The 26,311-nt window shown below is 71.9% G+C and carries 21 protein-coding genes and 1 other RNA gene; 4 read left to right on the top strand and 18 right to left on the bottom strand.

What is annotated here, in order from left to right; translation table 11 throughout:
- Nucleotides 1-379: 379 nt before the first annotated feature.
- The 3 genes from ACIQG9_RS08880 to rnpB form a co-directional block, all read right to left on the bottom strand.
- Entirely contained in the window at nt 380-1,066 is a 687-nt protein-coding gene (locus tag ACIQG9_RS08880) for a hypothetical protein (RefSeq protein WP_400399453.1), read from the bottom strand.
- On the bottom strand, nt 1,048-2,667 hold the full coding sequence (locus ACIQG9_RS08875; RefSeq protein ID WP_400399452.1) for an RNA-directed DNA polymerase: 1,620 nt from the start codon (nt 2,665-2,667) through the stop codon (nt 1,048-1,050). Before ACIQG9_RS08875 ends, ACIQG9_RS08880 begins: the two co-directional genes overlap by 19 nt.
- 782 nt (nt 2,668-3,449) lie before the next feature.
- Nucleotides 3,450-3,866: RNase P RNA component class A (rnpB, locus tag ACIQG9_RS08870), an RNA gene on the bottom strand.
- A 99-nt stretch (nt 3,867-3,965) separates the two neighbouring features.
- Here rnpB and ACIQG9_RS08865 point away from each other — a divergent pair.
- A complete protein-coding gene (locus ACIQG9_RS08865) occupies nt 3,966-4,727 on the top strand; it encodes a sulfite exporter TauE/SafE family protein (protein ID WP_400399450.1) in 762 nt (253 codons plus the stop codon).
- 39 nt (nt 4,728-4,766) lie between these two features.
- Here the strand turns inward: ACIQG9_RS08865 and ACIQG9_RS08860 are convergent, their stop codons facing one another.
- Entirely contained in the window at nt 4,767-5,999 is a 1,233-nt protein-coding gene (locus tag ACIQG9_RS08860; RefSeq protein WP_400399447.1) for an MFS transporter, read from the bottom strand.
- A 69-nt stretch (nt 6,000-6,068) separates the two neighbouring features.
- Between ACIQG9_RS08860 and ACIQG9_RS08855 the strand changes: the two genes are divergently transcribed.
- The gene (locus ACIQG9_RS08855) at nt 6,069-6,548 is read left to right on the top strand and encodes a MarR family winged helix-turn-helix transcriptional regulator (protein ID WP_400399445.1); all 480 of its coding nucleotides are present in this window, start codon (nt 6,069-6,071) and stop codon (nt 6,546-6,548) included.
- A 129-nt stretch (nt 6,549-6,677) separates the two neighbouring features.
- Here the strand turns inward: ACIQG9_RS08855 and mctP are convergent, their stop codons facing one another.
- From mctP to ACIQG9_RS08820, 7 genes are all read right to left on the bottom strand, one after another.
- Nucleotides 6,678-8,333, bottom strand: a complete 1,656-nt coding sequence (gene mctP / locus ACIQG9_RS08850) for a monocarboxylate uptake permease MctP (RefSeq protein ID WP_400399443.1) — start codon at nt 8,331-8,333, stop codon at nt 6,678-6,680.
- Nucleotides 8,333-8,575, bottom strand: a complete 243-nt coding sequence (locus tag ACIQG9_RS08845) for a DUF3311 domain-containing protein (RefSeq protein WP_400399441.1) — start codon at nt 8,573-8,575, stop codon at nt 8,333-8,335. The genes mctP and ACIQG9_RS08845 overlap by 1 nt, the downstream gene beginning before the upstream one ends.
- A gap of 154 nt (nt 8,576-8,729) precedes the next feature.
- Complete coding sequence (locus tag ACIQG9_RS08840; protein WP_400399439.1) at nt 8,730-9,941, bottom strand: bifunctional RNase H/acid phosphatase; 1,212 nt, start codon at nt 9,939-9,941, stop codon at nt 8,730-8,732.
- Between the two features lie 3 nt (nt 9,942-9,944).
- Nucleotides 9,945-10,682, bottom strand: a complete 738-nt coding sequence (locus ACIQG9_RS08835) for a zinc ribbon domain-containing protein (RefSeq protein ID WP_400399437.1) — start codon at nt 10,680-10,682, stop codon at nt 9,945-9,947.
- Complete coding sequence (locus ACIQG9_RS08830) at nt 10,672-11,544, bottom strand: Nif3-like dinuclear metal center hexameric protein (RefSeq protein ID WP_400399435.1); 873 nt, start codon at nt 11,542-11,544, stop codon at nt 10,672-10,674. The genes ACIQG9_RS08835 and ACIQG9_RS08830 overlap by 11 nt, the downstream gene beginning before the upstream one ends.
- Nucleotides 11,545-11,710: 166 nt before the next feature.
- Nucleotides 11,711-12,292 (bottom strand): flavoprotein, encoded by a 582-nt coding sequence (locus ACIQG9_RS08825; RefSeq protein WP_400399433.1) that lies wholly within the window; start codon nt 12,290-12,292, stop codon nt 11,711-11,713.
- 16 nt (nt 12,293-12,308) lie between these two features.
- Nucleotides 12,309-13,535 (bottom strand): helix-turn-helix domain-containing protein, encoded by a 1,227-nt coding sequence (locus ACIQG9_RS08820; RefSeq protein WP_400399431.1) that lies wholly within the window; start codon nt 13,533-13,535, stop codon nt 12,309-12,311.
- 252 nt (nt 13,536-13,787) lie between these two features.
- On the opposite strand from ACIQG9_RS08820, the gene ACIQG9_RS08815 reads away from it, so the two are divergent.
- Nucleotides 13,788-14,459 (top strand): bifunctional DNA primase/polymerase, encoded by a 672-nt coding sequence (locus ACIQG9_RS08815; RefSeq protein WP_400399429.1) that lies wholly within the window; start codon nt 13,788-13,790, stop codon nt 14,457-14,459.
- Nucleotides 14,460-14,982: 523 nt separating this feature from the next.
- Here the strand turns inward: ACIQG9_RS08815 and ACIQG9_RS08810 are convergent.
- The 5 genes from ACIQG9_RS08810 to ACIQG9_RS08790 are packed head-to-tail and all read right to left on the bottom strand — an operon-like array spanning nt 14,983 to nt 21,234.
- Nucleotides 14,983-15,705: an FAD:protein FMN transferase gene (locus tag ACIQG9_RS08810; RefSeq protein WP_400400086.1), complete on the bottom strand. Its 723-nt coding sequence runs from the start codon at nt 15,703-15,705 to the stop codon at nt 14,983-14,985.
- A 49-nt stretch (nt 15,706-15,754) separates the two neighbouring features.
- Nucleotides 15,755-16,354: an FMN-binding protein gene (locus ACIQG9_RS08805; RefSeq protein WP_400399428.1), complete on the bottom strand. Its 600-nt coding sequence runs from the start codon at nt 16,352-16,354 to the stop codon at nt 15,755-15,757.
- A 13-nt stretch (nt 16,355-16,367) separates the two neighbouring features.
- Entirely contained in the window at nt 16,368-17,789 is a 1,422-nt protein-coding gene (locus ACIQG9_RS08800; RefSeq protein ID WP_400399426.1) for a ferric reductase-like transmembrane domain-containing protein, read from the bottom strand.
- Entirely contained in the window at nt 17,786-19,165 is a 1,380-nt protein-coding gene (locus ACIQG9_RS08795; RefSeq protein WP_400399421.1) for a DUF1501 domain-containing protein, read from the bottom strand. Before ACIQG9_RS08795 ends, ACIQG9_RS08800 begins: the two co-directional genes overlap by 4 nt.
- Nucleotides 19,166-19,173: 8 nt before the next feature.
- Nucleotides 19,174-21,234: a DUF1800 domain-containing protein gene (locus tag ACIQG9_RS08790; protein ID WP_400399416.1), complete on the bottom strand. Its 2,061-nt coding sequence runs from the start codon at nt 21,232-21,234 to the stop codon at nt 19,174-19,176.
- A gap of 480 nt (nt 21,235-21,714) precedes the next feature.
- Between ACIQG9_RS08790 and ACIQG9_RS08785 the strand changes: the two genes are divergently transcribed.
- A complete protein-coding gene (locus ACIQG9_RS08785) occupies nt 21,715-21,972 on the top strand; it encodes a DUF3040 domain-containing protein (RefSeq protein ID WP_400399412.1) in 258 nt (85 codons plus the stop codon).
- Nucleotides 21,973-22,098: 126 nt separating this feature from the next.
- Here the strand turns inward: ACIQG9_RS08785 and ACIQG9_RS08780 are convergent, their stop codons facing one another.
- Both ACIQG9_RS08780 and ACIQG9_RS08775 read right to left on the bottom strand, forming a co-directional pair.
- Nucleotides 22,099-23,106 carry an SWIM zinc finger family protein gene (locus ACIQG9_RS08780; RefSeq protein ID WP_400399408.1) on the bottom strand — a complete coding sequence of 336 codons (1,008 nt, stop codon included), beginning with the start codon at nt 23,104-23,106 and terminating at the stop codon, nt 22,099-22,101.
- Nucleotides 23,103-26,231, bottom strand: coding sequence for an SNF2-related protein (locus ACIQG9_RS08775; RefSeq protein WP_400399406.1), 3,129 nt, complete (start codon nt 26,229-26,231; stop codon nt 23,103-23,105). Before ACIQG9_RS08775 ends, ACIQG9_RS08780 begins: the two co-directional genes overlap by 4 nt.
- Between the last annotated feature and the right edge of the window lie 80 nt (nt 26,232-26,311).

Here is a 26,311-nt window from a genome sequence, read left to right as displayed (position 1 = left end):
CTTACGGCCCACCCAGCCGGGAACACGTCCTCACAACGCACGGCGAACCTCGTACCGCCACGCAGAGCCATCGCTCAACCTCCAGCTTGTTGGCATGTCGAACCTACGCAAGGCCCTACCAACCTGAGGATCAACCAAGTGGACACGTCGAATCCAGGAGCCACGAGCGCTACTTGGAAGCAGATCCAGAGCTACGTAGCAGCGCTTTTTGCTGTTCAGGTGGGAACAGTGCTAACCGAACAGCAACGCATCACCCGAATTAATGGGGTCACGATCGAAGTCGTCAAAGTCTTCAGGCTGCGCCCCAGGCAGTAGCGCGACGGCTATTCGCAGCCAGCCATCATCCGACTCTCGCACAACACTGCGGCATTTCGATGGCCTATGCGGACACCTGGAAACCGACCATTGCATCCACCAGGTCGTTTACGAGTTCGACGCCCGTCCGTCCAGATACCGCAAACGAAATCTCGTCTAGACTACTGGTGAAGAGCCTAGCTCGACGGGGGTTGTAGAGGCTGATTTCATCTACCGATTGGTTAGAGGCGTACTTCATAGCGCAATAAATCAGCATCTGCCGCAAGTCGGTTCCTCGAAATGGACGCGCTACGGTCTTAATCTCGATTAGGTGGCTCCCATCCGCCATGTCACCGAACGCGGAATTTACAACACCGCATCCGGGAACAGGGTAGAAGTAAGCGGGCACTTCTAGCGTATTGGCAAGTCGCAGCAGATTCTGCTGGATTAGAACAACCTCAAGCCTTTCTGAAGCGGTCAGGGGGAGATCACCGAACTGCCCGCGCGGCAAGAGAGAAATAAGGTCGCCGGCTGCCCGTTCCGCCGCCTCATCTTGTTCAAAGAGTGGCGCATTGACCGCTGCACGACGAAACGCGGTTTCTGCGATTACAGCGCTTCTGCGGCCGTCGTGGGTTACACGCACCCGCCTGCCAAATGTCGACTCGTTCTCGTTAATCCAGCGAACGACTTGTTCCATCATCGGCGCATGCTGGCGCCAGATGGAGCCTTGGAGCGAGAAGCGGCGAACGGAGATCATACGGGGATCGTCCATCCAGCGTTATTGGAGCGCTCGGCCGCCCACTTCTGGACGACCTCGTCGAAGGAGCCAGCCTCGGGCCTGTTAGAGCGCCGCCAATGACTCCCCTCATCACCTAAGGCATAGCTTGCAACTCTAAACGCCCGCTTTACCCAGGCGTGATCGGTACCGAATGAATGTCTGCGCTCACTGAGCCAATACCTCACATTCCACCTCGCCAACGCAAGCAGGATATCTCGTTGGATATTAGGCGCCGAGTTCGCCCCATATCCGTGGAAAGAACTGTAGATCCGAATAAGCATCCTTTCATTAGCATTATTTCTCGCGGCAGCAAGCACTCTGACGATATAAGCTAGGTTCAGATCATTCTTCGCGATGTAATGTTCCTCCTCGACCAGCCCTCGTACGGCCGCCTGTATTTCCTCCACGGAAGCTCGATCTTCGATGTCGTCGATGCACTGGCGAACAGCAAGCATAACTTGGGGGATAATCGGAGCGAGGGTGTCAACGTTTTCCAAGAGCGACACTATCGCCTGTATCCGACTTTCTTCGTCCATGTATTTCAGAGCGCCGACAAGCTTCCTTGTCAGGCTAACATGAATGCGTCCTTTAGTTATTTCATCCCTCAGCAGACTGAGCACATCAAATTCAGACACTTGCGCCATCATGCGCTCGTAGTCGTCCACGGCGGTCGTCGAGTAGGGATCGAAGTGCAGTCGGAGACCCAGAAACTTCCCGGCGCTGTCCGAACCGCCCTGCTGCTGAGGCTCCATAATTAATTGATACTCAGCCGACGTCAAAATGCGGGTTTTTGCTTTCTGCAGAGAGAAGCCTTCATTTCTCATCAGCTTTTCAGAGAGCATCCCGATGCATCGGTGCGCTGATTGCAGATCGTTGACAAAGAATCGATAGTCGTCTGCATAGCGGCAAAACTCTCCTGCGTGCGCCTCAGCCAAAAGCAGGCTGTCCACCTGATTGAGAACCAGCTCCGACAAGAGCCTCGCCGCATTTCCGCCGACCGGCAACCCATAGGAGGTGCCGCCGCTTAGCTTGGTAAGGATCGAAATAATCTGCTTTGAACGCTCTTTGCTGGGATCGTCGACATCTCGTAACGCATTCTCCAGCCTATGATGATAGATTCGAGAATAGAAGTCCGCAATATCCACGCTAACGACATAGGCGTGTCGAAGGGCTAGCTCATTGCACCTTTCCTGGAACGACTTCCACCCGTCCAGCTTGAACATTCCCTGGTTGGGGTCAGGTTCATACCGGTAGGAAAAGACCGCCTGCTCCTCCTGACTGATCCTCGAATTCTCAATCTGGGGAGCGAGTGACTCTACGAGCCCGAGAAGGTAGGCGTTCCAGAGCGGATCGATCTGAGTGGTCCATCTGTAACCGGCATAGCCAACGGGAGCCAGGGAAGAGTGACTGGTAATCGGTGTACGCGCCAGACTTCCCTGGAAGTCCGCAGCCATGCCCTCTAGAAGGTCGACGACGGAATCTCGATGATCGTGGAAGACGTGGTTCTCAAAGGGGAACGGAAAGACGTCAGTATCGCCTCTGGTTGCAACGTTCGCGACAGCTCGCTCAAAGGCAGCACGTTCAATTAGGGGCATCAGAACCTCGGATATTCCTACGACCGACCGCTCAAGCTAGCCCGGACCGAGGGGAAGTTCAAGTGGGATCTAGAATAGCCGAAATGCGATAAGTGCAAACTTTTTGTTTTTTTGCTCTGTAAATTCTTTTTGTGCGGCTTTTCGTGGGTGGACGTTGAAGCGGGAACGGTCCTCCTCCACGCAGGCCCGTCGTTCAGAAGGGTCTACGAAATGCCTGTACGAGTACCTTCACTCAACTGCCGGATTGTTCTATTCATGATCAAGGCACCGCGCTCCGCGCGGTGCGGGGCGGCAAGCCCGGCCGGCGGCAAGCCGCCCCGGCCGCCTACGGCGTTGGGGCGGTGGGCCACCGACAGCCGCCGGGACACCGCCCCCACGGGATGAGAGAACCAGCCCCAGCGAGGCCGTGACGGAAGCCGGCGACTCGGCCTGATCAAGTGGTCGTGGCTTCCGCCTGCCGCGCCAGTCCAACCCCGGGACTGGCTTGCCACCGGATCATCGGGTATCGGCACCAGCTCCATCGCCAGGACGTGCCCGACATCCGCGACAGCCGGCGGCACAGCGCAGAGAGCCCACACACGCCACCGGAAGGCCCTCAAGACGGTGGGCGCGGGGCGCAGGCCAGTTCCGAGTCCCACTGAGCCAGCACTCAGGCCGTCTCCAGGCCGTCCCAGGCCGTGGCCAGGCCGTCAAACGCCACCCAACGATGACCAAGGTCAACCAACGGCACCAGATAAACGACCAGCTCAGAGCCTTGATCAGGTCTCTGAGCTGGTGGGCGACGGACGAGTCGACCTGTACGCCGGATTCTGTGCCCGGTGTGCACCCCTCACGGGACACACACCGGCGGCGGCCATCCATCTCGGCCTGCCGTCGCCGACAGGCTCGTGCGGCCTACCCGCAGACATCGGGCGGGCAGCCCTCAAGCGTCTGCGCCGGGTCGTCATCTTGCGGTGACGGCCCTTGCTTGGCCTTGCTCCGGGTGGGGTTTACCGAGCCACCCCGGTCACCCGGGGTGCTGGTGGGCTCTTACCCCACCGTTTCACCCTTACCGGCCCGGTTGGGCCGGCGGTCTGTTTTCTGTGGCACTGTCCCGCGGGTCACCCCGGGTTGCCGTTAGCAACCACCCTGCCCTGTGGAGTCCGGACGTTCCTCGGCGGCGGGCCGGAGCCCGCCGACGCGACCGCCCGGTCGACTCGTCCGTCGCGCCCTCATCCTAACGACGTGCCGCGGTGGCCCATTTCCGGCCCGGCGGCGGCGCGGCGACCGGGAGCGGCTGGTACTAGCCTCAGGGCACCATGGGTCTCGCCGACATCACGCTCCTGCTCGCCGCCGGTCTCGCCGCGGGCACGGTGAACGCGGTGGCCGGGGGCGGTTCCCTGATCACCTTTCCGGCCCTGATCGCGGTGGGTCTGCCGCCGGTGCCGGCGAACGTCAGCAACTCCGTGTCGGTCTTCCCCGGCTACGTCGCCAGTGTGGCGGGCAGCCGGGCCGACCTGCCGCGCGGCCGGTGGCTGTGGGCGTTGCTGCCCACCACCGTGGCCGGCACGATGGTGGGCTGCCTGCTGCTGCTGGCCACCCCGGCGCGGGCGTTCGAGCTGGTGGTGCCGTTCCTGGTGCTCGGGGCCACGGCGGTGCTGGCCTTCCAGGATCCGCTGCGGCGGCTGGTCGGCCATCCGGCCGACCTGCCGCCGCGCCGTCGTACCGTCACGGTGCAGGCCATGGTCGCGGTCGGCGCGGTGTACGGCGGGTACTTCGGTGCGGCGCTCGGGGTGATGCTGGTGGCCGGTCTGGCGCTGGTGCTGGACACGACGCTGGCCCGGGTGTCGGCGGTCAAGAACCTGCTGTCGGCCGTGGTCGGGCTGACCACGCTGGTGGTCTTCGCGCTCTTCGGACCGGTGGACTGGTCGGCGGTCGCGGTGGTCGCCCCGGCGACCCTGGTCGGCGGGTACGCCGGAGCCCGGCTGGTCCGCCGGCTGCCGTCGGTGGTGCTGCGGACGCTGATCGTCGTCTTCGGCACGGTGATCGGCCTCTACCTGCTCTGGCGGGCGCTGCGCTGACCTGTACCGCCGCGCCGGCCATGGAGGTGGTGCGGTCTCTCAGTACGCCTCGCCGACGGGCTCCTCCGGGGTGTGCTCGGACTGCCGGGCGGCCCGGTTCCACCGGGACCAGAGCAGCCGCTCGCCGTAGCCGGCGGCCATCAGGTGCGCGAAGGCCAGGTAGACCAGCACCCCGACGGCGAGCACCCCGAAGCCGACCCAGAACGGCAGGGCCGGGCCGTGTTCGGCGAGCTTGCCGGCGAGGATCGGGGCGGGCGCGGCGGCTCCCCAGCGGACCAGGTTGAACGCGCCGGTGGCGACCCGGCGGTCGCCGGAGCCCAGGCCGAGCGCCAGGTCGGTGAGGTTGGCGTTGGCCAGCCCCATGCACAGGCCGGCGAGGACCAGCACCACCAGCGACTCGGCGGTGCCGCCCGAGGTGGCGAAGAGGACCATGCAGAGCAGCAGGCCGCCGAGGGCCACACCGACGGTCTGCACCGCGCCGATCCGGTGCGCGAGCCGGTGGCCGATCAGCAGGATGCCGGCGGCCAGGCCGAGGCCCCAGCCGGTGAAGGCCAGGCCCAGTGGGATGACGTCGAGGCCGAGGAAGAGCGGCGTGTAGCCGAGCACCACGAAGAAGACGAAGTTGTACGCGGCGGTGACCACGCAGAGGGTGACGAACGCCGGCCGGCGGTAGGTGGCGAAGATCTGCCCCACCCGTACGGGGGCCTGCCGGTTGGCCGGTTCGCGGAGCCGGCGGGACGCCACGGCCAGGGCGAGCACCATGAACACGCCGCAGACGAAGAACGGTAGCCGCCAGCTCAGCTCGCCGAGCAGGCCGCCGATCAGCGGGCCGACGGCGAAGCCGAGGCCGAGCGCGGTCTCGAAGAGGCCGACCACCCACTCCCGGTCGTTGGCGAGGTTGACCAGCACCACCATGGCGGTGGCGAAGAACATCGCGTTGCCCAGCCCCCAGACGCCGCGCAGCACCGACAACTGCACGATGTCGTTGCTGAACGAGGCGAGGATGGCGGCCAGCCCGACCACCGAGACGCCGGTGACCAGCACCGGCTTGAAGCCGAACCGCCCGCTGGCCAGGGTCGCCGGGATCATCCCGACCGCCATCACCGCGATGTACGCGGTGAAGAGCAGTTCGACCTGCCAGGCGGTGACGCCGATCGCCGCGCCGATGGCGGGCAGGATCGGGTCCACCACGGCGATGCCGGCGATGGCGAGGAAGGCCACCAGGGTGGTGGCGTAGATGGCACTGCGGTGGGGCTCGGTACGCCGGTCCACTCCGCCTCCTGTCAGGCCGAAGCCACAGATAGCTGTATCATACAGGTAATTCCGTTGTATCATACAGCCATGAGCGACGACCACGCGACGGGTACGGAGCCGGACGACGGCACCCTCGGCCGGATCGAGACCGAGGTGGCCCTGCTGATGCGCCTCGGCGAGGCCACCCGGCGGGCCACCGGCAGCGCCGAGCACCGGGTGCTGGACCGGGCCGCGTACGTGATCCTGCGGCACCTGGACGCCACCGGCCCGCAGAACGTCTCGACGCTGGCCGCCCGGCTCAACCTGGACGGCTCCACGGTGACCCGCCAGGTGTCGGCGCTGCAACGCGACGGCCTGATCGCCCGCGCCCCCGACCCCACCGACGGACGCGGGACGGTGATCTCGCCCACCCCGACCGGCCTGCACCGGATGGCCGCCGTGCAGGCGGCCCGGACCCGCCTCTACGGCGACATCCTCGCCGACTGGACCACCGACGACCGGGACGCCCTGGCCACCCTGCTGGGCCGGCTCAACCAGGCCCTGGAGTCCCGCGCCCGCCGCCGCTGACCCGGGGCCGGCTGCCCTGCGGCGGTTCACCGCCGCTCCCGCCGGATCGCTCCGCACCACGGTCCGGCCCGACCCGGGACCGACATCCGGCCCCCGGGCCGGGCCAGACCCCGGGCCGGGCCAGGTGGGTCAGGCGACCGGCTCGCGGGCCGGGTCGGCGTCGCGGGCCGGGCCGGGGGCCACCCGAGGGTCACTCTCGTCGGCGAAGTAGTCGTCCGGGGTGGTGCCGTCGACGCCCGCGTCCACCCTGGCCGCCCGCAGCGCCAGCGTGACCAGCGCGGCCACCACCAGGTTCACCAGCACGGCGACGATGCCGACGTAGATCGTCTTCTTGGTGTCGAAGCCGAAGTCGGACAGCGGGAAGGCCGAGCCGCCGAAGTGCGCGCGCTTCGACGCGGGGTTGGGGATCTGGTAGAGCATCCACATGCCCAGCCCCATCCCGGCGGCCCAGCCGGCGATCAGCGCGCCCCGGTGGAACCAGCGGGTGTAGAGACCCAGCGCCACCGCCGGCAGCGTCTGGAGGATGATCACGCCGCCGATCAACTGGAGGTCGATGGAGAACTGCGGGTCGAGGAAGACGATGCAGGCCACCGCGCCGACCTTCACCACCAGCGAGGTGATCTTGGAGACGTTCGCCTCCTGCGCCGGGTTGGCGTCCCGCTTCAGGTACTCCTTGTAGATGTTGCGGGTGAACAGGTTCGCCGCCGCGATCGACATGATCGCCGCCGGCACCAGCGCGCCGATGCCGATCGCCGCGTACGCGACCCCGGCGAACCAGTCCGGGAACTGCTGGTCGAACAGCACCGGCACGACGGTGTTGCTGTCGACCGTGCCCTCCTTCGCCCCGGGCAGCGGCTTCACCCCGGCCGCGATGGCCATGAAGCCGAGCAGCGCGATCAGCCCGAGCAGCAGGCTGTACGCCGGCAGCGCCGACATGTTCCGCTTGATCACGTCCCGGTTCCGGCTGGCCAGCACGCCGGTGATGCTGTGCGGGTAGAGGAACAGCGCCAGCGCCGAGCCGAACGCCAGGGTGACGTACTGGAGTTGGTTGTTGGCGTTGAGCAGGATGCCGTCGTTCGGGTTGGGTGAGGCGGCGAACTTCGCGTCCGCGGCGTCGAAGATCGAACCCCAACCGCCCAGCTTGTACGGCAGGTAGATGACCGCCACCAGGATGACGACGTAGATCAGGCTGTCCTTGACGAAGGCGATCAGCGCCGGCGCCCGCAGCCCGGACTGGTAGGTGTAGGCGGCCAGGATGGCGAAGGCGATGATGATCGGCAGGTGCCGGGCCACCGCGCTGTCCCCGGTCACCCCCATCGTCTTGAGCACCGCCTCGATGCCGACCAACTGCAACGCGATGTACGGCATGGTGGCGACGATGCCGGTGATCGCGATCAGCAGCGCCAGCACCGGCGAGTCGAACCGGCGGCGGACGAAGTCGGCCGGGGTGACGAAGCCGTGCCGGTGCGACACCGACCAGAGCCGGCACAGCACCAGGAACACCAGCGGGTAGATGACGATCGTGTACGGCACGGCGAAGAAGCCGGCCGCGCCGGCCCCGAACATCAGCGCCGGCACCGCCACGAAGGTGTACGCCGTGTAGAGGTCACCGCCGACCAGGAACCAGGTGATCCAGCCGCCGAAGCTGCGCCCGCCCAGCCCCCACTCGTCGAGGTGGGCCATGTCCTTCGGGGCACGCCAGCGGGCCGCCACGAAACCCATCGCGCTGACCAGCAGGAACAGCACCGCGAAGACGATGATCTCGGTCAGGTGGTCGCGCCACATCAGCGACCACCCCGCTTCTTCGTCGCCTGGTAGACCAGCGTGGTGGTGGCCACCCCGAGCAGGATCCAGGCCAGTTGCAGCCAGTAGAAACGCGGGAAGCCGAACAACCGGGGCGAGTCCGCGTTGAAGAACGCCGGGATCAGCGGCACCACGATCGGGACGAAGAGCAACCAGTTCCAGGGGCTGTGGTCCTTCGCCCTGGACGGCGCCGTCTGCGGCGCCTCCGGTTCGGGTGCGGTCATCTGACACACCTCCGGTAGGTCGTGCTGGCCAAGTGACGGCCGGAGGCTACGACCCTGTGACCCCGATCACGTTCGATCGACGGAGGGTGATGCGCCGAACGGCCGCCCACCTGCGCCGAACGGCCCGATGGGCCGACCCGGGAGGTCTGGCGGCTCAGCGCGTGGCGAGGTGCGCGGTGTCGTTGACCGAGCGGACCGCGACGCCGCCGTCGGGCCACATGTCCAGCACCGAGATGCCGGCCGCGTCCAGGTAGAGCCGGTGCAGGAGGGCGTCGCCCGCCGCGAGCGCGTCGCGCAACGCCAGCTTGATCGGCGAGACGTGCGAGACGACCACCACGGTCTCCCCCGGGTACGCCTCGCGCAGCGCCCCCACCGCCCGGTCCACCCGCTGGCCGACGGCGGTGAACGACTCACCGCCCGGCGGGGCGATCCGGGTGGAGGCGAGCCACGCGTCCAGCTCGCCGGGCCACTGGTCGCGTACCTCGGCGAAGGTCCTGCCGTCCCAGTCGCCGAAGTCGCACTCGATCCAGTCGTCGTGCGGGCGTACCGGCAGGTCGCCGAGCGCCCCGGCGATCGCCGCCGCGGTGGCCGTACACCGGGACAGCGGTGAGCTGAGCACGGCCGCGACGGACGGGGCCAGCTCGGCCACCCGGGCGGCGGTGGCCCGGGCCTGGGCCCGGCCCGACTCGGACAGCGGCACGTCGGCGCGGCCCGCGTAGCGGTGCTGCACGGTCCACTCGGTCTCGCCGTGCCGGACCAGGATCAGCCGGGTGGCGGTGAAGCTCGGCCGGGGTTCCCAGGACGCCCTGGTGGTCGCCGGGTCGGTGCCGGCGGTACGGGTGGCGGCGCGGGCGGCCACCGCGCGGTCCTGCGCCCGAGCCGGCACGTCCGCACCCGCCACCGGCCGGGCCGGCTCGGCACCGGCCGGTGCGGCCACCGGCCGGGCAGCCTTGCCGGCGGCGGCGTCCATCGCCGCGTTCGCCAGCGCGTCGGCGTGCCGGTTGCGCTCCCGGGGGATCCAACTGAACCGGACGGTGTCGAAGCGGTCCACCAGGGCGGCGGCCCGGGCGGCGAGCGGGCGCAGCCCCGGGTGCTTGATCTGCCACCGGCCGCACATCTGCTCGACCACCAGCTTGGAGTCCATCCGGGCGTCGACCTCGGCCGCGCCCAGCTCGGCGGCGGCCTCCAGCCCGGCGATCAGGCCCCGGTACTCGGCGACGTTGTTGGTGGCCGTGCCGATCGCCTCGGCACGTTCCAGCAGCACCTCGCCGGAGGCCGGGTCGCGGACCACCGCGCCGTAGCCGGCCGGCCCGGGGTTGCCCCGGGACCCGCCGTCGGCCTCCACCACGACCGCGCGGACCGCCACCGGCTACAGCCCCGACTCGTTGGTACGCACCATGATCCGCCGGCACTCCTCGCAGCGGACCACCTCGTCCGGGGCCGACCTGCGGATCCGGGCCAGGTCGGCGCCGGAGAGCTCCAGCCGGCAGCCACCGCAGCGGCCCCCGGTGAGCAGCGCCGCGCCCAGGCCGGTGTCCTCGCGGATCTTCTCGTACAGGGTGACCAGGTCGCCGGGGAGGTCGGCGGCGAGCGGCTTACGCGCGGTCTTCTTGAACTCCTCCTCCTTGGCGATCCCGGCCAGGCTGTCGTCCCGGCGCTGCTCGGCCGCGGCCCGCCGGTCCCGGGTCTCGGCGATCCGGGTCTCGATCCCGTCGAGGGTGGCCTGCGCCGTCTCGCGCTGCTCCATCAGCTCCAGCTCGGCGTCCTCCAGATCGCCCTGACGACGGTTGAGGGAGACCAGTTCGTGCTGGATCGCCTCCAACTCGCGGGCCGGGACACCGCCGGCGGCCAGCCGGGCCTCGTCCTTGCTCTTGCGGGCGCGGACCTGGTCGATGTCCTTCTCCAGCCGGGCGATGTCCCGGTCCAGGTCGTCGACGGCGACCTGGGCGCGGACCCGCTCGTCCTCCAGCGCGGACAGCTCCCGGGCCAGCCCCTCCAGCTCGGCCCGTTCGGGCAGCGCCCGACGGCGGTGGGCGAGCTGGGCGAGGGTGGTGTCGATCGCCTGCAGGTCGAGCAGGCGGCGCTGGACCTGGGGTTCAGCCTTCACGTCGGGGCTCCTTGTCGTCCAGTGCGGGTGCGGCGGCGTGCACGGTCCACGGATCGGTGTCCAGGTCGGACACCACGGTCTCGACACCGAAGCCGGCCCGGAGGTGGGCGGCCACGTCGTCCAGCCAGGGTCGTTCGGTCGCCCAGTGTGCGGCGTCCAGCAGGGCGGGGCCGCCGGCGGCGAGGTGCTCACCGGCGGGGTGGTGCCTCAGGTCGGCGGTGAGGAACGCGTCCACCCCGGCGGCGGTCGCCGCGGCCAGGAAACCGTCGCCCGAGCCGCCGCTGACCGCGAGGGTACGCACGATACGCCCGGGATCGCCCCCGGCGCGAACCCCCCAGACGGTGGCGGGCAGGACGGCGGCGGCATGCCTGGTCAACTCGGCCAGCGTCAGCGGGGTGGGCAGCTCACCGACCCGACCGATCCCCCGGCCGGCGCCGGCGGCCGGCGAGCCGGGCGCGGCGGGTCGCAGCGGACGCAGCCCGGTCAACCCGAAGCGGGCGGCGAGCGCGTCGGACACCCCCGGGTCGGCGACGTCGGCGTTGGTGTGCGCGACGTACAGGGCGACCCCGGCGCGGATCAGGTCGTGCACGATCCGCCCCTTCCAGGTGGTCGGGGCGACCGAGGAGACCCCGCGCAGCAGCAGCGGGTGGTGCGCGACGATCAGGTCGGCACCGGCGGCGAGAGCCTCGGCGACGGTCTCCGGGACGACGTCGACCGTGCCGAAGACCCGGCGGACCGGGTCGGTGGGCTCGCCGAGCACCAGGCCGACCCGGTCCCAGTCCTCGGCCCAGCCGGGCGGGTAACGCCGGTCGAGTTCGGCCACCACGTCGGCGACGGTCGGCGGGGACGCGGTTGTGCTCACGGCCGGTCAGCTTACCGGCGCGGGCCGGTGGGCACGGCCACGCCCGGCGGCCGTGTCCACCGGCACAGCCGCGCCCCCACGATGATCGACTTCGTCGCGGCGGGCCGGCGGTGTCACCCGGTCACCGACCGCGCCACCGCGCCGACCTGGAGTCGGGCACCGCCGGTCAGGCGGCCGAACTGGCCCGGGACCGGCCGGGCAGCGCGGCCACCGCGGCCTCCCACGGGAAGGCGTGCAGGTGACGTTCGCCCGCGCCCGGCGGGTGCAGCGGGTAGACGTGGTCGCCGAAGAGCACCGTCGTCCCCCACTCGCGGAGCCGGGCCAGACCGGCCTGGAACGCCGGGTGCCCGGCCATCGCCGCGTTGGTGAACGGCACGGCCACCACCGGCACGCCCCTGCCCTGGGCCTCGAACAGCAGCCCCAGGGCCAGCGTGTCGGTGATCCCGGCCGCCCACTTGTTGACCGTGTTGACGGTCGCCGGGCAGACCAGCATCGCGTCGGCCGGGGGCAGCAGGTCGGGGTCGCCCGGGTTCTTGTAGTGGGTACGCACCGGATGCCCGGTCTGCCGGGCCAGCGCGGCCCGGTCCACGAACTTCGCCCCGTCGGGCGTGGTGATCACGCAGACCTCCCAGCCGTCGTCCTGGGCGAGACCGACGAGGCGGTCGAGGTGGCGGGCCAGCGGCGAACCGCAGGCGATGACGTAGAGCACCGCGCGGTGCTCGCTGCTCGGGTGCGGGCCGCCGCTCATCCGGCGGAGGCCGCATTCATACTCCGACTCCCATGTGCTCAGCCAACTCCGCAATCGGCGGAGGCGGCGCACCCCGTGTGCGACGCAGGACGTCCGACATCACTTCGTGCGCGATCGGCCGGCAGCGGATCTCGGACGGGGCGAGCCGGTCACCGCGCAGCAGCATCTCCCCCGCGTTGGCGACGTCGCCGAGTTGGGCGTAACCCCGGGCGATGTCCAGCAGGTGGTGGGCCCGCCGCTCGGGCAGCAGGGCGTTGAAGTTCGGCTCGGAGATGCGGTGGTGGATCTCCACCGCCCGGCCGCCGTCACCCAGCTCCACGGCCGCGGCGGCCCGGTGCAGCTCCAGGTTGGTCGGGCCGAACGAGGTCCAGTAGTGGTTGTGGTCGCCGCCCAGCAGGGTGGCCGCCTCGTCGGCGCCGTGGAACAGGTCGTCGACGGTGGCCGAGTCGCCGATCCGGGCGGCGGCCATCGCACCCTGGAGCAGCAGCATGCCGTAGACGGAGAGCTGGTCCGCCTCGGTGCCGTTCGTGCCGCCGGGGGCGAGCCGGTTGGCGATGGTGACGTTCAGCTCCAGGGCGGGGCGGGCCCGGCCCATCGCCACCAGCGCGTTGCAGACCCGGGTGGTGGCGACGCCGGCCAGTAGCTGGTCGTCGGCGCGCTGGGCGACCGCCATCGACCGGTCGGCGGCGAGCCAGGCCAGCTCGCACTCGCCCAGCTTGCGCAGCACCGACGAGGCGATCTGGTAGACCTGCCCGAGCAGGTGGGCGGCCTCCCTCGCCTGGTCGTCGCCGAAGCCGGCGTCGGCCGCCTGGGCGTCACGCAGCAGCTTCGGCAGGGCCCGGGTGAGCATTCCGTAGCGGCCGTACTGGTAGGTGAGCCAGGCGTGGTTGACGGCCTTGCGCATGTCGGGCAGGGGCGGCGGGTACGGCGCGGCGTCGAAGTACGCGCTCATCGAGTCGTACCGCTCCAGGGCGGCCCGGATCTCCTGCACCTCGATCTGGTCGATGCAGTTGAGCGCGTCGGTACGCCGTTCCGGGTCCTTGCCGAGCAGGAGCTGCACGTCGACCTGGAGGATGTCGGCGATCTCGTAGAGGACGGAGAACTTGTCCAGCCGGCGCACCCCGCGCTCGACCTTGTCGACCCAGCTCTTGGACTTGCCGAGTCGGTCGGCGAAAACCTGCTGGGACATCTTGCGCCGCCCGCGCCAGTAGGCCACCCGCCGCCCTATCGGAAGCTCGTCCATCTCCCCTGTTCCTCCCCTCGTCGTCCGTCCGGCCAGGCACCGGACGACCCCCGAGGGCGTTCCCGATCCGTCCGTCCGTCCCAGGTCTTCGCTGGTCGCACAGGTTGTACGTCAGCCATTCGGCCAGCTCTCGTAGCTTTCGTGCAAGTTGCACGAGCCGTTCGCCAGCTCAACGATCGCGGGCCATGACAGTGACGGTGCTCGACGTGTGACGTGGCGGGTGACGGTCGGGGCGAGGGGAGAGCACGGGACATGTGGGGCAACGTCGGGCCGCGGGTCGCACAGCTAACACCGATCGAGCGGGTCCGGCTGCGCCGGATCGCGGTGCGGTACGCGATGCACGGCTGGGAGGTGACCCCGGGTGCCTGCCTGGCCCGAAGCCGCTTCGTCTGCGGGCGGGCCGGCTGCCCCACCGTCGGCTGCCACCCCGCCCTGGAGGAGTGGGAGCGCGGGGCGAGCACCGACCCGGCCCGGGTGGCCACCTGGTGGCGCAGCCGCCCGCACGGGGTGCTGCTGCCCACCGGGCGCGCCTTCGACGTGCTGGAGGTGGCGGCGTACCTGGGCCGGCACGTGCTCGACGCCGTACCCGGCCACCCGGCCGGGGCCGGCGTGCGGGGCCCGGTGGTGGTGACCCCGACCGGCCGGTGGATGTTCCTGGTCCGCCCGGGCGACCCGCTCCGCCCCGAACTGGAGCACTGCTTCCACGTGGTGCGGCACGGGCCGGGCTCGTGGATCCCGGCGCCACCGACCCGGCTGCCCGAGGGACCGGTGCGCTGGGCGGTCGCCCCGGAGCAGGCCCGCTGGCAGCTACCCGACTCGTACCTGTTGCAGAACACCCTGGTCGAGGCGCTACGGGCCAACGGGGTGACGCTCACCCCGGAGCTGCTCCCCGGCCAGCTACCGCTGCCCCGGCGCGGCCACTGACCGACCCGGGTCGGGTTCCCGCCAGCGTCCGCGCCGGTGCCGACCTCGTTGCACACGACGACGGCGCGACCGCGCCGGGAGGCGGGGGTACGTGATGTCCAGCGACGACACGACACGGCACACCGGCGGCTTCGAACCGCCGTACCACCGGCGGCCCCGCCGCTGGTCGGGCACCCGGCCGACGGGGTCCCGGCCCGGCCGGCCCCGCCCGGTCGGCTCCCGGCCGGCCGGCACCCACCGCACCGCCCGCTGACCGACCCGACCGCCGGCCGCCGCACCACCCGGGTGGAGATCAACTCAGCGCGACGGCACGGGCCGGTCGGGGACGACCCCGGGTCGGTCGGGGACGACCCCGGGTCGGTCGGGGACGACCCCGGGTCGGTCGGGGACGACCCCGGGTCGGTCGGGGACGTTTCCAGGCCGGTCGGGGACGACCCCGGGCCGCCGCCCCGGGTCGGAGTTTGGCTCGGGACCGGGCCCGACGTGGTCACGGATCGCTGCGGCCGGCTCATCGCGGCGCGGGTCAGTCGGCCAGCGGCAGGGCGGTGGAGCGCAGCAGCCGGCCCTCGTCGGTGACCACCGCGTGCAGGTGCCCGGGGAGGCGGTCGAGCCAGCCGGTGCCGGCCACACCCATCGCCACCGCCGCCGTGGCGTACGCGTCGGCGAGGCCCAGGTCCGGGCCGACCACGGTGACCGAGCGCAGCCCCCGGGCCGGTTCGCCCCGGCGCGGGTCGCGGACGTGGTGGCCCCGCTCGTAGACGCCGGAGGTGGCGACCGCGAGGTCGGTGCCGGTGAGCACCAGGCAGGTGGCGTCCGCGTCCCACGGGTGCCGGACGCCGATCCGCCACGGCCGCCCGGACGACGAGTGGCCGCGTACCCGGACGTCGCCGCCCGCGTTGAGGCAGTGGTTGACCGCCCCGGCGGCGACCAGCCGGTCCGAGGCGACCTGGGCGGACCAGCCCTTGACGTAGCCGGACGGGTCCAGCCGGCCGGTGGCGTACGCGTCGAAGAAGCCGTCGGTGTCGCCCCACAGGTCGGCGCAGCGGGCCAGCACCGCCCGCAGGTCCGCCGACGCCTCGGAGAGCAGCAGCTCGCCCCGGTCGAACCGGCACACCTCGCTGTCGTCGGAGTAGGTGGTGAACCGGGTGTCGACCTCGCGCAGCCAGCGGAAGGTCTCGTCGGCCAGCTCCCGCAGCGTGCCGGCGGGCAGGTCGTCGGCCAGGTCGAGGCTGATCGCCGTACCCATGACCTGCTCGACCCGGCGCAGGCCGGGCCGGACCAGCGGCGCCGTCACGTCAGCGCGCCTGGTCGATGGCGGCCTGCAACGACTGCTTGTACGCGTTGCTGGTGGTGGTCGCCTGGGAAATGGTGTCGAGGTTGGCGCTCTGCTGCCGTACCACGTTGCCGGAGGTGCCGCTGTAGGCGTTGTCCACCCGGTCGCTGCGCAGGTCGGACTGCCCGCCCTGGGGCAGTTCCAGGGCCACCGCGTTGGTGATCTTCGTGCCGACGACGGTGATCTGCACCTGCACGTTGCCGAACTCGGTGGAGATCACCGGGCCGGTCACCTTGCGGGTGGTCGACTTCGGCGCGGCCGTGGTGGTCCGCGGGGCGGCGGGGGTGGTCTTCGTACCGGTGCTGCCGGAACCGCCGCCGGTGCTGCTCCGCGCGCCCGGGGTGCGGCTCGCGGTGGCGCTGGGTCGGCCGGTCGGGCGGGCCGACGCGGTCGGGTCCGGGGAGGCCCCGGGGGTGGCCGGGTCGGCCTCCCCCGGCGTCCCGACGGGCGCGCCGGCGGGGAGGTCCTGGGCGACCTGGCTGGCCCCGGGCGAGCCCTTGAGCACCACCAGCGCGGTGGTGCTGGCGGCGAGCCCGGTGATCGCGAGGAGCGCGCGACGCATGTCAGGTCCCTCTCTACAGTTCGAACGGGGCGAGGTGGATCTGCCGGCGGGGCACGCCGGCCTGTCGCAGCACCCGCACCGACTGGTCGACCAGGCCCGGCGGCCCGCACAGGTAGACGTCCCGGCGGGTCAGGTCGGGCACCAGCCGGCGCAGTCCGTCCGGGCTCATCACCTGCCGGGGGCCGGCGTCGTCGCGGGAGCCGATCACGTACCAGACGGCGGTCTGCCGGGCCTCGGCCAGCCAGTCCAGCTCCCGGTGGAGCAGGACGTCGGCGGGGGTGCGGGCCCGGTAGACCAGGGCCGCCCCGGGCGGCAACTCCTCCAGCATCGCCCGCAGCGGACCGATGCCGCTGCCGCCGGCGATCAGCAGGGCGCGTTCCCGGGTCCGGTGCGCGGCGGTGAAGGTGCCGGACGGGCCCTCCACCCAGACCCGGGTGCCGGGGTCCAGGTCACGCAGGTCGGCGGTGTGCCCACCGACCACCTTGACGGTCAGCCGCAGCCAGCGGCCGTTGGCCGCGGCGGAGAGCGAGAACGGGTGCGACTGCCACCAGCAGCCCCGGGTCAGGAAGCGCCAGCGGAAGTACTGCCCGCCGAGCAGGTCGAGCTGGTTGAGCCGCCGCCCGGTCAGGTAGATCGAGACGGTGTCCGGGCTCTCCGCCACCACGTCGGCCACCCGCAGCCGGTGCCGCAGGTTGAGCAGCAGCGGCGCGACCAGCCGGCCCCAGACCAGGGCGGCGGCCACCGACAGGTACGCCGCGATCCAGCCGGTGCGCACCGGGCCGGGCGGGAAGAGCTGCGCGCCGTTGCTGAACTGGTGGCCGAAGCCGAGCAGCAGCGCCAGGTAGCTGGTCAGGTGCAGGTGGTACCAGAGTTCGTAGGGCAACGCCCGGCGGACGGTCCGGACGCCGGTGCAGCCGACCAGCACCAGGATGCCGGCGGCGACGAACGCGGAGACCAGGTCGTCGAAGTCGCGCAGCAGCACGCCCACCTGGCCGGTGACCGAGTTCCCCTGCACCCGCGCGTAGCCGACCACCAGCAGCGACAGGTGGGCGAGCACGGTCACCAGCAGGGTGGCCCCCAGGTCGCGGTGCACCCGGGAGAGCCGCTCGCCGCCGATCCCGCGTTCCAGCACGCCGAGGCGGCTCATCATCAGCACCTGCACGAGCAGCAGGTAGCCGGCGACCAGGCCGGTGATCCGGCCGGCGGCGGTGAGCAGGTCGGCGGTGCCGGCCAGCGACCCGGCCGGGGTGTCGAGCCACCAGGGCAGCACGGCGGCCACCAGGCCGAGCCAGAACAGCGCGGACAGCGCCCGCCGCCCGCCGGGTCCGCGCCTCGGCAGGGCCGGCGGCGGGGGCGGCGGGGCAGCCGAACGGCCGCCGTACGGGACCGAGGTCCCGGTACGACGGCCGGCGGCGTGCATGTCCTGGTACGTCACGCGTACAGCTTCATCGGGGTGAACTTCCGCCTCGGGAAGATCTTGTTCACCTCCGCGGTGGTCAGGCCGAACCGGCCCTGCGCCACCGCGCCGTAGACGTTGAACATGTTGTTGTACTCCGGCACGTCGCCGGAGTCCAGCGCGTTCAGGCCGTTCCAGGTGCCCAGCAGCGAGCCGGCGAGCGGGCGGCCGGACAGGATGGTGACCACCCCGCCGTGGCCGTGGTCGGTGCCGCCGCCGTTGGAGGAGACCCGGCGGCCGAACTCGCTGGACACCATGATCGTCACGTCGGCGGCCCGGTCACCCAGGTCGGTGAGGAACGCGGCCATCGCGCTCGCCAGCTCGCCGAGCCGCCGGTGGAGCTGGCCGCCGGAGCGGGTGCCCTGGTTCTCGTGGGTGTCGTAGCCACCCATCCCGACCGTGGCGACCCGGACGTTCGCCCCGCCCTTGATGAGCTGGGCAAGCTGCTGGAAGGCGTAGCCGACGCCCTCGTACTTCACACCCTCGGCCGGCTGGTACGGCTTGGCGGCGAGCTTCTGGGCGGTCGACAGCGCGCCCATCCCCTCGATCACCGCGTCCTCCACCGGGTGGTTGATCCCGGTGAACAGGCCACGGATCGCCTTCTCGGTGGCCGCCCGGTACCTGTCGTCGCCGTTGAGCCGCAGCGAGCCGACGTTGTTGATGGACAACGCGCCGTTGTTGCCGACCAGCGACCGGGGCAGCGTGCTGCCGATGCCGACGCTGCGGAAGGCGGTGCCCTTGCCGAGTGCGTCGACCAGGCTATCCAGCCAGCCCCGGCCGCCGGTCTCGCTAGGCAGGCCACCCAGGTTGCAGGCGTCGGCGGCCTGGAAGTGGCTGCGGGACAGCCGCTCGTCGGAGACCGCCGGGACGAAGCCGAGCTGGCCGGCCTTGAGCCACTTCTCCAGCGGGGCGAAGGCACTGGTCAGCTTGAAGCCCCGGCCCAGGGCCAGCGAGTCGTCGCCGAGCAGCAGGTCCGGGCGGGCCTTGGCCAGCACCGGGTCGTCGGCCGGGGCGACCAGGCTCAGCCCGTCCAGCCCGCCATAGAGGAAGACGTGGATCAGGGTGCCGGTCTTGGTGGCGGCGAAGGACGCCGAGGTGGTGACGAACTGGGCGGTGGCCAGCGCGGTGGCGGTGGCGGCGGCACCGGCGACGAAGGTCCGCCGGGTCACGCCGCGCCCGTCCTGCTGGGCCTCCTCCAGGTCCTCCAGCCGGCGGTAGCGGTCGGCCTCGGCGGCGTTCTCGGCGGCGACGACGTCCGCCTCGGCGCGCAGCAGCGCCTCGGCCGGGTTGTCGGCGAGCCGGCGCAGGTCGGGGCATTCGGGGTGCAGGGGGAACTGGTGCACAGTCTTCTCCATCGGGTGCCTCACCGGAGGTGGTGCTGGGGGGACGCGAGGATCGCCCGCGCGACGGCGGTGACGGCCCCGTTGAACGTGGCGTCGACCTTGGTGGTGGCGGACACGCCGGCCACGCCGAGGATCAGACTCTTCTCCCGCGCGGTCAGCTTCTGGTGCACCAGCCGCTGGGCGAGCGCGTCCACGTACGCCCCGGCGGTCGCCGGCGGCTTCGCCACCAGCTTCTCCGGCTTGGCGAACGTGAACTGGGTGCGGTAGCCGGCGATCAGGTCGGCGGCCTCGTTCCAGCCGTTGACCATCGTCCCGGCCGAGGTCCAGGCCACGTAGACGTCCGGGTAGCCGTCCGGGGTGGGCTGGCCCATCGGGTACTGGCCCAGCTCGCGCAGCTTGTCGTGGATCTGGCGCAGCCCCTGGGCGAACGCGGTGCGCTTGCTGTCGCCCTGCCGGAAGTCCGGCGCGGCCTGCGGCTGGACGCCCAGGGTCCGGTAGGTGGCGACCAGGTACTCCATCGGCCGGCGCACCTTCTGGCCCACCGCCGCCCAGAACTCCGAGGAGCTGAACAGCGACATGAGCAGCGGCTTCACCATGCCCTTGTTGACCGTGTAGATCTTGGCGAGCCGGTCCACCAGGGACTTCGGCGGGGTGTCCGAGACGAACCGGGTGGCCAGGCTGCGGGCCACGTACTGGGCGGTCGACGGGTGCAGCGCGATGTACGTGATGTACGCGTCGATGACCTGGTCGGCCTTCTTCGGGTCGGCCGAGTCGTTGGGGTGGCTGAAGCCGAGGATCTTCACCTTGCCCCGGTAGTGCCGCTCGGCCCGGAACACGTACTTGCCGTCGTCGACGCCCCGGCCGGTCTGCAACAGGGCGGCCTGGCGGACGTCCTTCTCGGTGTAACCGCCGTCGACCCCGACCGAGTACAGCTCCAGGTTCTCCCGGGCCAGGTTCTCGTTGACCGCGTCGGCCCGGGAGTCGTTCTGGTTCAGGTAGAGCAGCAGGGCCGGGTGCTTGTTCGCGGCGACCAGCATGTCCGGGTAGCTGCCCATGGCGTGCTTGCGGACGACGTCCCGGTCGAAGGAGTTGCGGTACGTCTCACCGCCGTCGAAGTCGGCGGCGACGTGCAGGAAGTCGTTCCAGAAGTCGACCATCACCTCGAAGAGTTGCCGCTCCGACCAGATCTGCCGGGCGATGGTGGCGTCGACCATCTCCTTCTCCGGCTGCGCGCCCCGTTCGTTGAGCTGATCGCGCTGGTCGCGCAGTTGCTGGGCGGTCAGCTTGAGGCTGGGCAGGTCGGCGAGCTTCAGCTCGGCGGGGCTCGGCGCGAGCTTCTCCGGGTCGAGCTGGGCCCGGATCCAGGGGTCGATGCCCATCCGCTTGATGTCGGCGAGCACCTTCGGGGTGGCGCCGAAGGTGGCCCGGCTGGCGAGGTGCCGGATCGGGTCCTTGGCCAGCACGGTCTTCACCGTCACCGGGGTCTCCGCCGCGGCGGCGGCCGGGCCGGAGAAGTTCCGCCCGCCGGTCGGCGAGTTCTTCTTCAGCGCCGCGCCCGCCCGGGAGCCCATGTAGCTCTCGTTCTGCTCGGTGTAGGTCCGCACCGTGCTCGGCTGCTGGCCGCTGGGGCGGGCCGCCGTACCGTCGGTGACCGTGGTGCCGGTGGCGTCCCGGGCCACGGGGTCGTCACCGAAGAGGCCACGCACCTGGGGGCTCATCGCCAGCGCGGCGCCACCGGCGACCACGGCGGCGGTGCCACCGAGCGCGGCGAGGGCCCGCCGCCGGCCGACCCGGCCGTCCCGACCCCCGTCGTCGTCCAGGATGGGCAGTCCGGCGCCGGCCGGCTGGTGGAACGCCGGACGGCCCAGCCCCTCGGGGCCGACCCACTGCGGGCCCCGGGGCGCCGGCTGACCGGCGGACGCGTACTCGGGGTGGGCGTACTCGGGGTGGGCGTACTCGGCGTGCGGACCACCCGGGTGGCCGTAGGGCGCGGCGGGATATCCGTCGGGGGTGGGGTGCTGTCGCCCGTCCCAGCCGCTGTCGTCCCGCGGTCGGCGCGGTGGCACATTCTGGTCGGCCATGTACCAATCCCGTTTTCTTCGATGCGCCGTACCTGCTGCGACCGGGTGGGGCGGAGGGTGCGGCGACGGTTGCCGGAGGAGTTGCTACGGGAAAGTAGCCAAGGGGTGGGATGCCTTCAAGGCAGGTCGCGGCGGCCCGGCAGGGCACTTAAGGCACCGCTCAGCACCCCGTCCCGCACGGGTGGTTTCCCCCCGGCCGGTCCGGGCGTCCGGAGCAGGCACGACGCGTCCGGCGGTGGGCCCGCCGTGCCGTTTCCGCCGCTCGTGGCGCTGGCCGCGACGTTCGCCGGCACAGCGAAACTTAAGGCACGGATAAGCCTGTGCTCAGGTTGCCGGGAGCTGTCCCGGCCGCCCGCGCCGCCGTCCCGTCCGGACCGTAGCAGCAGCGGGCCGCGAAAGTAGCGCCAGCAGGAGGGCGTGAGTCGCCACCGTAGCGGGTAAGCCGCCGAACCGCTGAAGCCGTGAGGGGAAGGCACCGCCATGCTCAGCAAAGAGGATCAGCGCAGATTCGAACAGATCACCCGGCAGCTACGGGAGAGCGACCCGAAGTTCTTCGCGAGACTCGACCATCGGGCCCGGGCCCGACGCGGGCGCTGGCTGATGCTGCTGACGATCGTCCTCTGGGCGTCGCTGCCCGCGATGACGGTCGTGGCCGGACGGATGGCCGGCGCGATCTGCACCGTGGTGCTGGTGGTCAACGCCGGCCTGATGTGGCACTTCCGTCGCCGCCTGCGGTGACCCGTCGGCCCTGGCGTCCCTGGTGCGCCGAGCCGGTCCGGGACACCGGCGTCGATCGGGCGCGGGCACCGGCCGGCGCAGGTCGGCCGGGCCGGCACCGCCGGAGACCGGCCGGGGTACGACGGATCAGCCCGAGCCGAATGCCTGGTACGCCCGACGCAGCCGTTCCAGCAGGCCGGGACCGCCGATCGCCGGAGCGGGCGCGCCGAGCTGCCGCAACAGCAGCTCCGGGCCGGTGGCCAGGGTCGGCGGCCGGTCCGGCAACGGCACCGGGGCCAGCCAGAACCGGTCCGCCGCGTCGACCAGCGGCAACTCGGGCAGGTCGGCGAGCACCCGGGCCGCCCCGGCCGGGGCGCGGCCGGTCACCGTAGCGTCGGGTCCGGTAGGCGTACCGTCCGAAGCCGACGGTGCCCGGTGGGCCGGGACGGCGTCCGGGGAGCCGGGCACCCGGTGGGCCGGGACGGCGTCCGGGCCGACCGCCTCGGCGCGGCGGGCGCGGAGCCGGTCCAGCAGCTCGGCCCGACTCCGGCCCCGCCAGTGCAGCAGCCGGAACGGGTCGGCGTCGAACGCCTCGGCGAGCAGGTAGAACGTCGCCGCGAGATGTTTGCACGGCACCGCGAAGTCGGGACAGCCGCAGCGTTGGGTCAGCTCCCCGACCGAGGTGGGGAACAGCGGTGCGCCGGCGTCGGCGAACAGCCGCTCCAGCTCGGCCGGCAGGTCACCGGCGAGCAGCCGGGCGCTGAAGAACGCCTGCCCGGCCAGCTCCCGCTCGACCCGCTCCCAGAGCGGCTCGGGAAAGGGCGCCAACGCGATGACCACCGGGTACGGCTGCGCCCGCGAGCCCTGCACGCTCGCCTCGACCCGGCCGGGTGACACGTCGAGCCGGAGCACCTGACCCCGCCGGGCGTACGACCGGCCCCGGGTCAGCCGGGTGCCCAGCGCGAACGACTCCAGCACCTCCAGGAACCGCCGGGACCACCAGGAGACCCCGATCGCACCCCGGGTGCTGCGTGCCCGCAGCCCGCCGTCGACCCGGCGCGGCTGGCCGAAGTCGGCGAACCGCCCGCCCGCGTCGCCGGCACCGGCCGCGCCGGGGCCGCCCCCGCGGCCGGTGGGGCCGGTGGGGCCGGTCATTCGACCACCGCCCCGGCCTCCAGCGCGAACAGCTCGCGGAGCTGGGCGGTGGACAGCTCGGTCACCCACTGCTCGCCGGTGCCCACCACGGACGCGGCCAGGCCACGCTTGTCGGCGATCATCGTGGCCACCTTCTCCTCCACCGTGCCGGCGCAGACGAACTTGCGGACCTGGACCCGCCGCCGCTGGCCGATCCGGAACGCCCGGTCGGTGGCCTGGTCCTCCACCGCCGGGTTCCACCACCGGTCCACGTGTACGACGTGGTTGGCGGCGGTCAGGGTGAGCCCGGTGCCGCCGGCCTTCAGGGACAGGACGAACAGCGCGGGACCGTCCGGGGACTGGAACCGGGCGACCAGGTCGTCCCGGTCGGCCTTGCCGACGCCGCCGTGCAGGTACAGCACCTCACGGCCGAAGCGGGCCGACAGGTGACCCCGGAGCATCCCGCCGAACTCGGCGTACTGGGTGAAGAGCAGGGCCCGCTCCCCCGCCGCCAGAACCTCGTCGACGATCTCCTCCAGCCGCTCCAGCTTGCCGGAGCGGCCGGCCAGCGGCGAGCCGTCCCGTAGGAACTGGGCGGGATGGTTGCAGACCTGCTTGAGTCGGGTCATGGTGGCCAGCACCAGGCCCCGCCGTTCCATCCCGTCGCTGGACTCGATCTTCGCCAGCATCTCGTCGACGATCGCCCGGTAGAGCGACGCCTGTTCGGCGGTGAGGTTGCAGAGCACCTCCATCTCCAGCTTCTCGGGCAGATCGGAGATGATCGAGGAGTCGGTCTTCAGCCGGCGGAGCACGAACGGGCCGGTGATCCGGCGCAGCCGGGCGGCGGCCTCGGCGTCGCCGTGCCGCTCGATCGGCACCGCGTACGACTGCCGGAAGCTGCTCGCCGGACCGAGCAGCCCCGGGTTGGCGAACTGCATGATCGACCAGAGGTCGGCGAGCCGGTTCTCCACCGGGGTGCCGGTGACCGCCACCCGGTGCCGGGCGGGCAGCGCGCGGACCGCCTCGGCCTGCCGGGTGGCCGCGTTCTTGATCGCCTGGGCCTCGTCGACCACCACCCGGTGCCAGCCCACCGAGGCCAGCGCGACCGCGTCCCGGGCGGCCACCGAGTAGGTGGTCAGCACCAGGTCGGCGGCGTGCACCGCCGCCTCGAACTCGGCGTCCCGGGCCCGGTCCGCGCCGTGGTGCACGTGGACGCGCAGCCCGGGGGTGAACCGGGCCGCCTCCCGCTGCCAGTTGCCGACCAGCGACATCGGGCAGACCAGCAGCGTCGGCCCGGCGTCCGGCGGGTCCCCGGCCAGCAGGGCGAGCAGTTGGACGGTCTTGCCCAGCCCCATGTCGTCGGCGAGCACCCCGCCCAGCCCGAGCGACTGGAGGAAGGCCAGCCAGGCCAGCCCGCGCCGCTGGTACGGCCGCAGGGTGCCCTTGAACGCGGGCGGCGGGTCCAGTGGGGCGAGCCGTTGTTCGGCCTGCCCGGCCAGCAGGTCGCCGAGCGGCCCGTCGGCGGTCACCGCCAGCACCGGCAGCGCGTCCGGGCGCTCCGCCCCGGCCAGTCCCAGCCGGAGCAGGTCGGCGACGGTCAGCTCGCCGGAGGAGCGCAGCAGCCGCAGGCCGGCCGCGAGCCGCTTCGGGTCCAGCTCCACCCACCGGCCGCGCAGCCGGACCAGCGGGGTCTTCAGCGCGGCCAGCGCGGCCAGCTCGTCGGCGTCCACCGTCTCGTCGCCGAGCGCCACCTCCCAGCGGTAGTCGACCAGCGCGTCCAGCCCCACCCCACCGGAGGCGGCGGCGACGGTGCCCGGCGCGGTCCGGCCGCGGGCCTGCAACCGCGCGCCGAGCCGCGCCGACGGTCGCCGCCACCACGAGGGCAGCAGCACCCCGAAGCCGGCCGCGTGCAGCACCGGAGCGCCGTCGCGGAGGAACCGGTGGGCCCCGTCGACGTCCAGCTCCAGCAGCTCCGGGGCGGGGGTGCGCAGGGCGTCGTCCAGCTCCGGCCAGAGCCGTCCGGCCCGGCCCAGCTCGGCCAGCAGGGTCTCCTGCGGGCTGTCCCACCGGCCGGCGAGCGCCGGCAACCGGTCCGGGGCCCGCCAGATCTCCCCGGCGTCGACGTGCAGGCCCGGCTCGTCGGCGGCCTGGAGGCCGAACTCGACCCGCCACCGCCCGCCCTGGGAGACCACGGTCGACGGGTCGGCCGGCAGCACGGTGAGCGCCTCGACGATCTCGTCGTCGGCCGGCTCGACCAACCGGAAACTGGCCCGGACCGCGCCGCCGACGGCGTCGCGCTGCCAGGCGTCCAGCTCGGTGCGCAGGGTGGCCAGCGCGGCGGGGTCGGCGGCGAACCGGCGGTCCGGGCCGGTCAGCGCGGTCAGCCAGCCGGCCGTCACGCCGTCACGCCGGCCGCCCCGGGCCAGGTCGGTGTCGGCCAGGGCCTGCCGGGCGGCGGCGTCGGTCAGCAGGTCCAGCGCGTCGGCGGCCAGCGGCCCCGGGCCGGGCGGGTCCACCGGCGCGCGGCCGGGACGGGACCCGGGCACCGGTGGGCCGGCGGCCCGGACGGCCGGGGGCAGGGCGAGGGCCAGGGCCCGGGCCCAGGCGGCGTCCGCCCCGGTGAGCAGGGGCCGCCACACCGCCCACCCGGTGGCGTCGCCGCCGGTCGGGCCGGCCCCGGTCCACGGGTCGGCGTCGGCCAGGCCGGGCAGCACCCGGCCCCGGGACACCAGGTCGACCGCGAGGCCGGCCAGTTCGGCGAGGTGCCGCAGGCTGGCCCCGGGCACCACGTCGAGCCCGTCGAGGGTACGCAGCAGGTCCAGCGCGTCGTCCGGGGCGTACCGGAGCACGGGTGCCCGCCAGCCGGCGAGGGTGACCGGGCCGCGGACCGGCTCCGCGACGGTGGTCCGGACCAGCTCCGGTGAGTCCAGCGGCGAGCCGGCCCGGGTGGGGAGGGTGAGCAGCGCGGTACCGGCCGGGCGGTCGCCGAGCGCGGCGGCCAGCGCGGCGGGCTCGGCGGCGAACGGGTGGGGCCGTTCGCGTGGGGCGCGACCGGGCCGGCGGGGCGCGTGGGCGGGCCGCGTCGAGTCCTCCGCCCAGACGGCGAGCCCGGCCCCGACCTGCCATGACCCGTGGACGACCAGCACACGCTCCCCCTCGTCGACACCCGGGGGCCAGGATAGGCGGCGACGACCGGTTACCGTCGGCGCCATGGTGGATGGCGCGG

The sequence above is a fragment of the Micromonospora sp. NPDC092111 genome, from assembly GCF_044755745.1.
Lineage (GTDB): Bacteria > Actinomycetota > Actinomycetes > Mycobacteriales > Micromonosporaceae > Micromonospora.
Note: the sequence above shows the minus strand (reverse complement) of the source record. Positions and strands in the feature narration are given on the sequence as shown.

Excerpts from the sequence above, each read along its gene's own strand:
- ACIQG9_RS08810 (WP_400400086.1), bottom strand. The coding sequence starts at position 15,705 with ATGGGTACGGCGATCAGCCTCGACCTGGCCGACGACCTGCCCGCCGGC.
- ACIQG9_RS08780 (WP_400399408.1), bottom strand. The coding sequence starts at position 23,106 with ATGACCGGCCCCACCGGCCCCACCGGCCGCGGGGGCGGCCCCGGCGCG.
- mctP (WP_400399443.1), bottom strand. The coding sequence starts at position 8,333 with ATGTGGCGCGACCACCTGACCGAGATCATCGTCTTCGCGGTGCTGTTC.
- ACIQG9_RS08820 (WP_400399431.1), bottom strand. The coding sequence starts at position 13,535 with ATGGACGAGCTTCCGATAGGGCGGCGGGTGGCCTACTGGCGCGGGCGG.
- ACIQG9_RS08805 (WP_400399428.1), bottom strand. The coding sequence starts at position 16,354 with ATGCGTCGCGCGCTCCTCGCGATCACCGGGCTCGCCGCCAGCACCACC.
- ACIQG9_RS08815 (WP_400399429.1), top strand. The coding sequence starts at position 13,788 with ATGTGGGGCAACGTCGGGCCGCGGGTCGCACAGCTAACACCGATCGAG.
- ACIQG9_RS08845 (WP_400399441.1), bottom strand. The coding sequence starts at position 8,575 with ATGACCGCACCCGAACCGGAGGCGCCGCAGACGGCGCCGTCCAGGGCG.
- ACIQG9_RS08865 (WP_400399450.1), top strand. The coding sequence starts at position 3,966 with ATGGGTCTCGCCGACATCACGCTCCTGCTCGCCGCCGGTCTCGCCGCG.
- ACIQG9_RS08785 (WP_400399412.1), top strand. The coding sequence starts at position 21,715 with ATGCTCAGCAAAGAGGATCAGCGCAGATTCGAACAGATCACCCGGCAG.
- ACIQG9_RS08790 (WP_400399416.1), bottom strand. The coding sequence starts at position 21,234 with ATGGCCGACCAGAATGTGCCACCGCGCCGACCGCGGGACGACAGCGGC.
- ACIQG9_RS08855 (WP_400399445.1), top strand. The coding sequence starts at position 6,069 with ATGAGCGACGACCACGCGACGGGTACGGAGCCGGACGACGGCACCCTC.
- ACIQG9_RS08880 (WP_400399453.1), bottom strand. The coding sequence starts at position 1,066 with ATGGACGATCCCCGTATGATCTCCGTTCGCCGCTTCTCGCTCCAAGGC.
- ACIQG9_RS08875 (WP_400399452.1), bottom strand. The coding sequence starts at position 2,667 with ATGCCCCTAATTGAACGTGCTGCCTTTGAGCGAGCTGTCGCGAACGTT.
- ACIQG9_RS08825 (WP_400399433.1), bottom strand. The coding sequence starts at position 12,292 with ATGAGCGGCGGCCCGCACCCGAGCAGCGAGCACCGCGCGGTGCTCTAC.
- ACIQG9_RS08795 (WP_400399421.1), bottom strand. The coding sequence starts at position 19,165 with ATGGAGAAGACTGTGCACCAGTTCCCCCTGCACCCCGAATGCCCCGAC.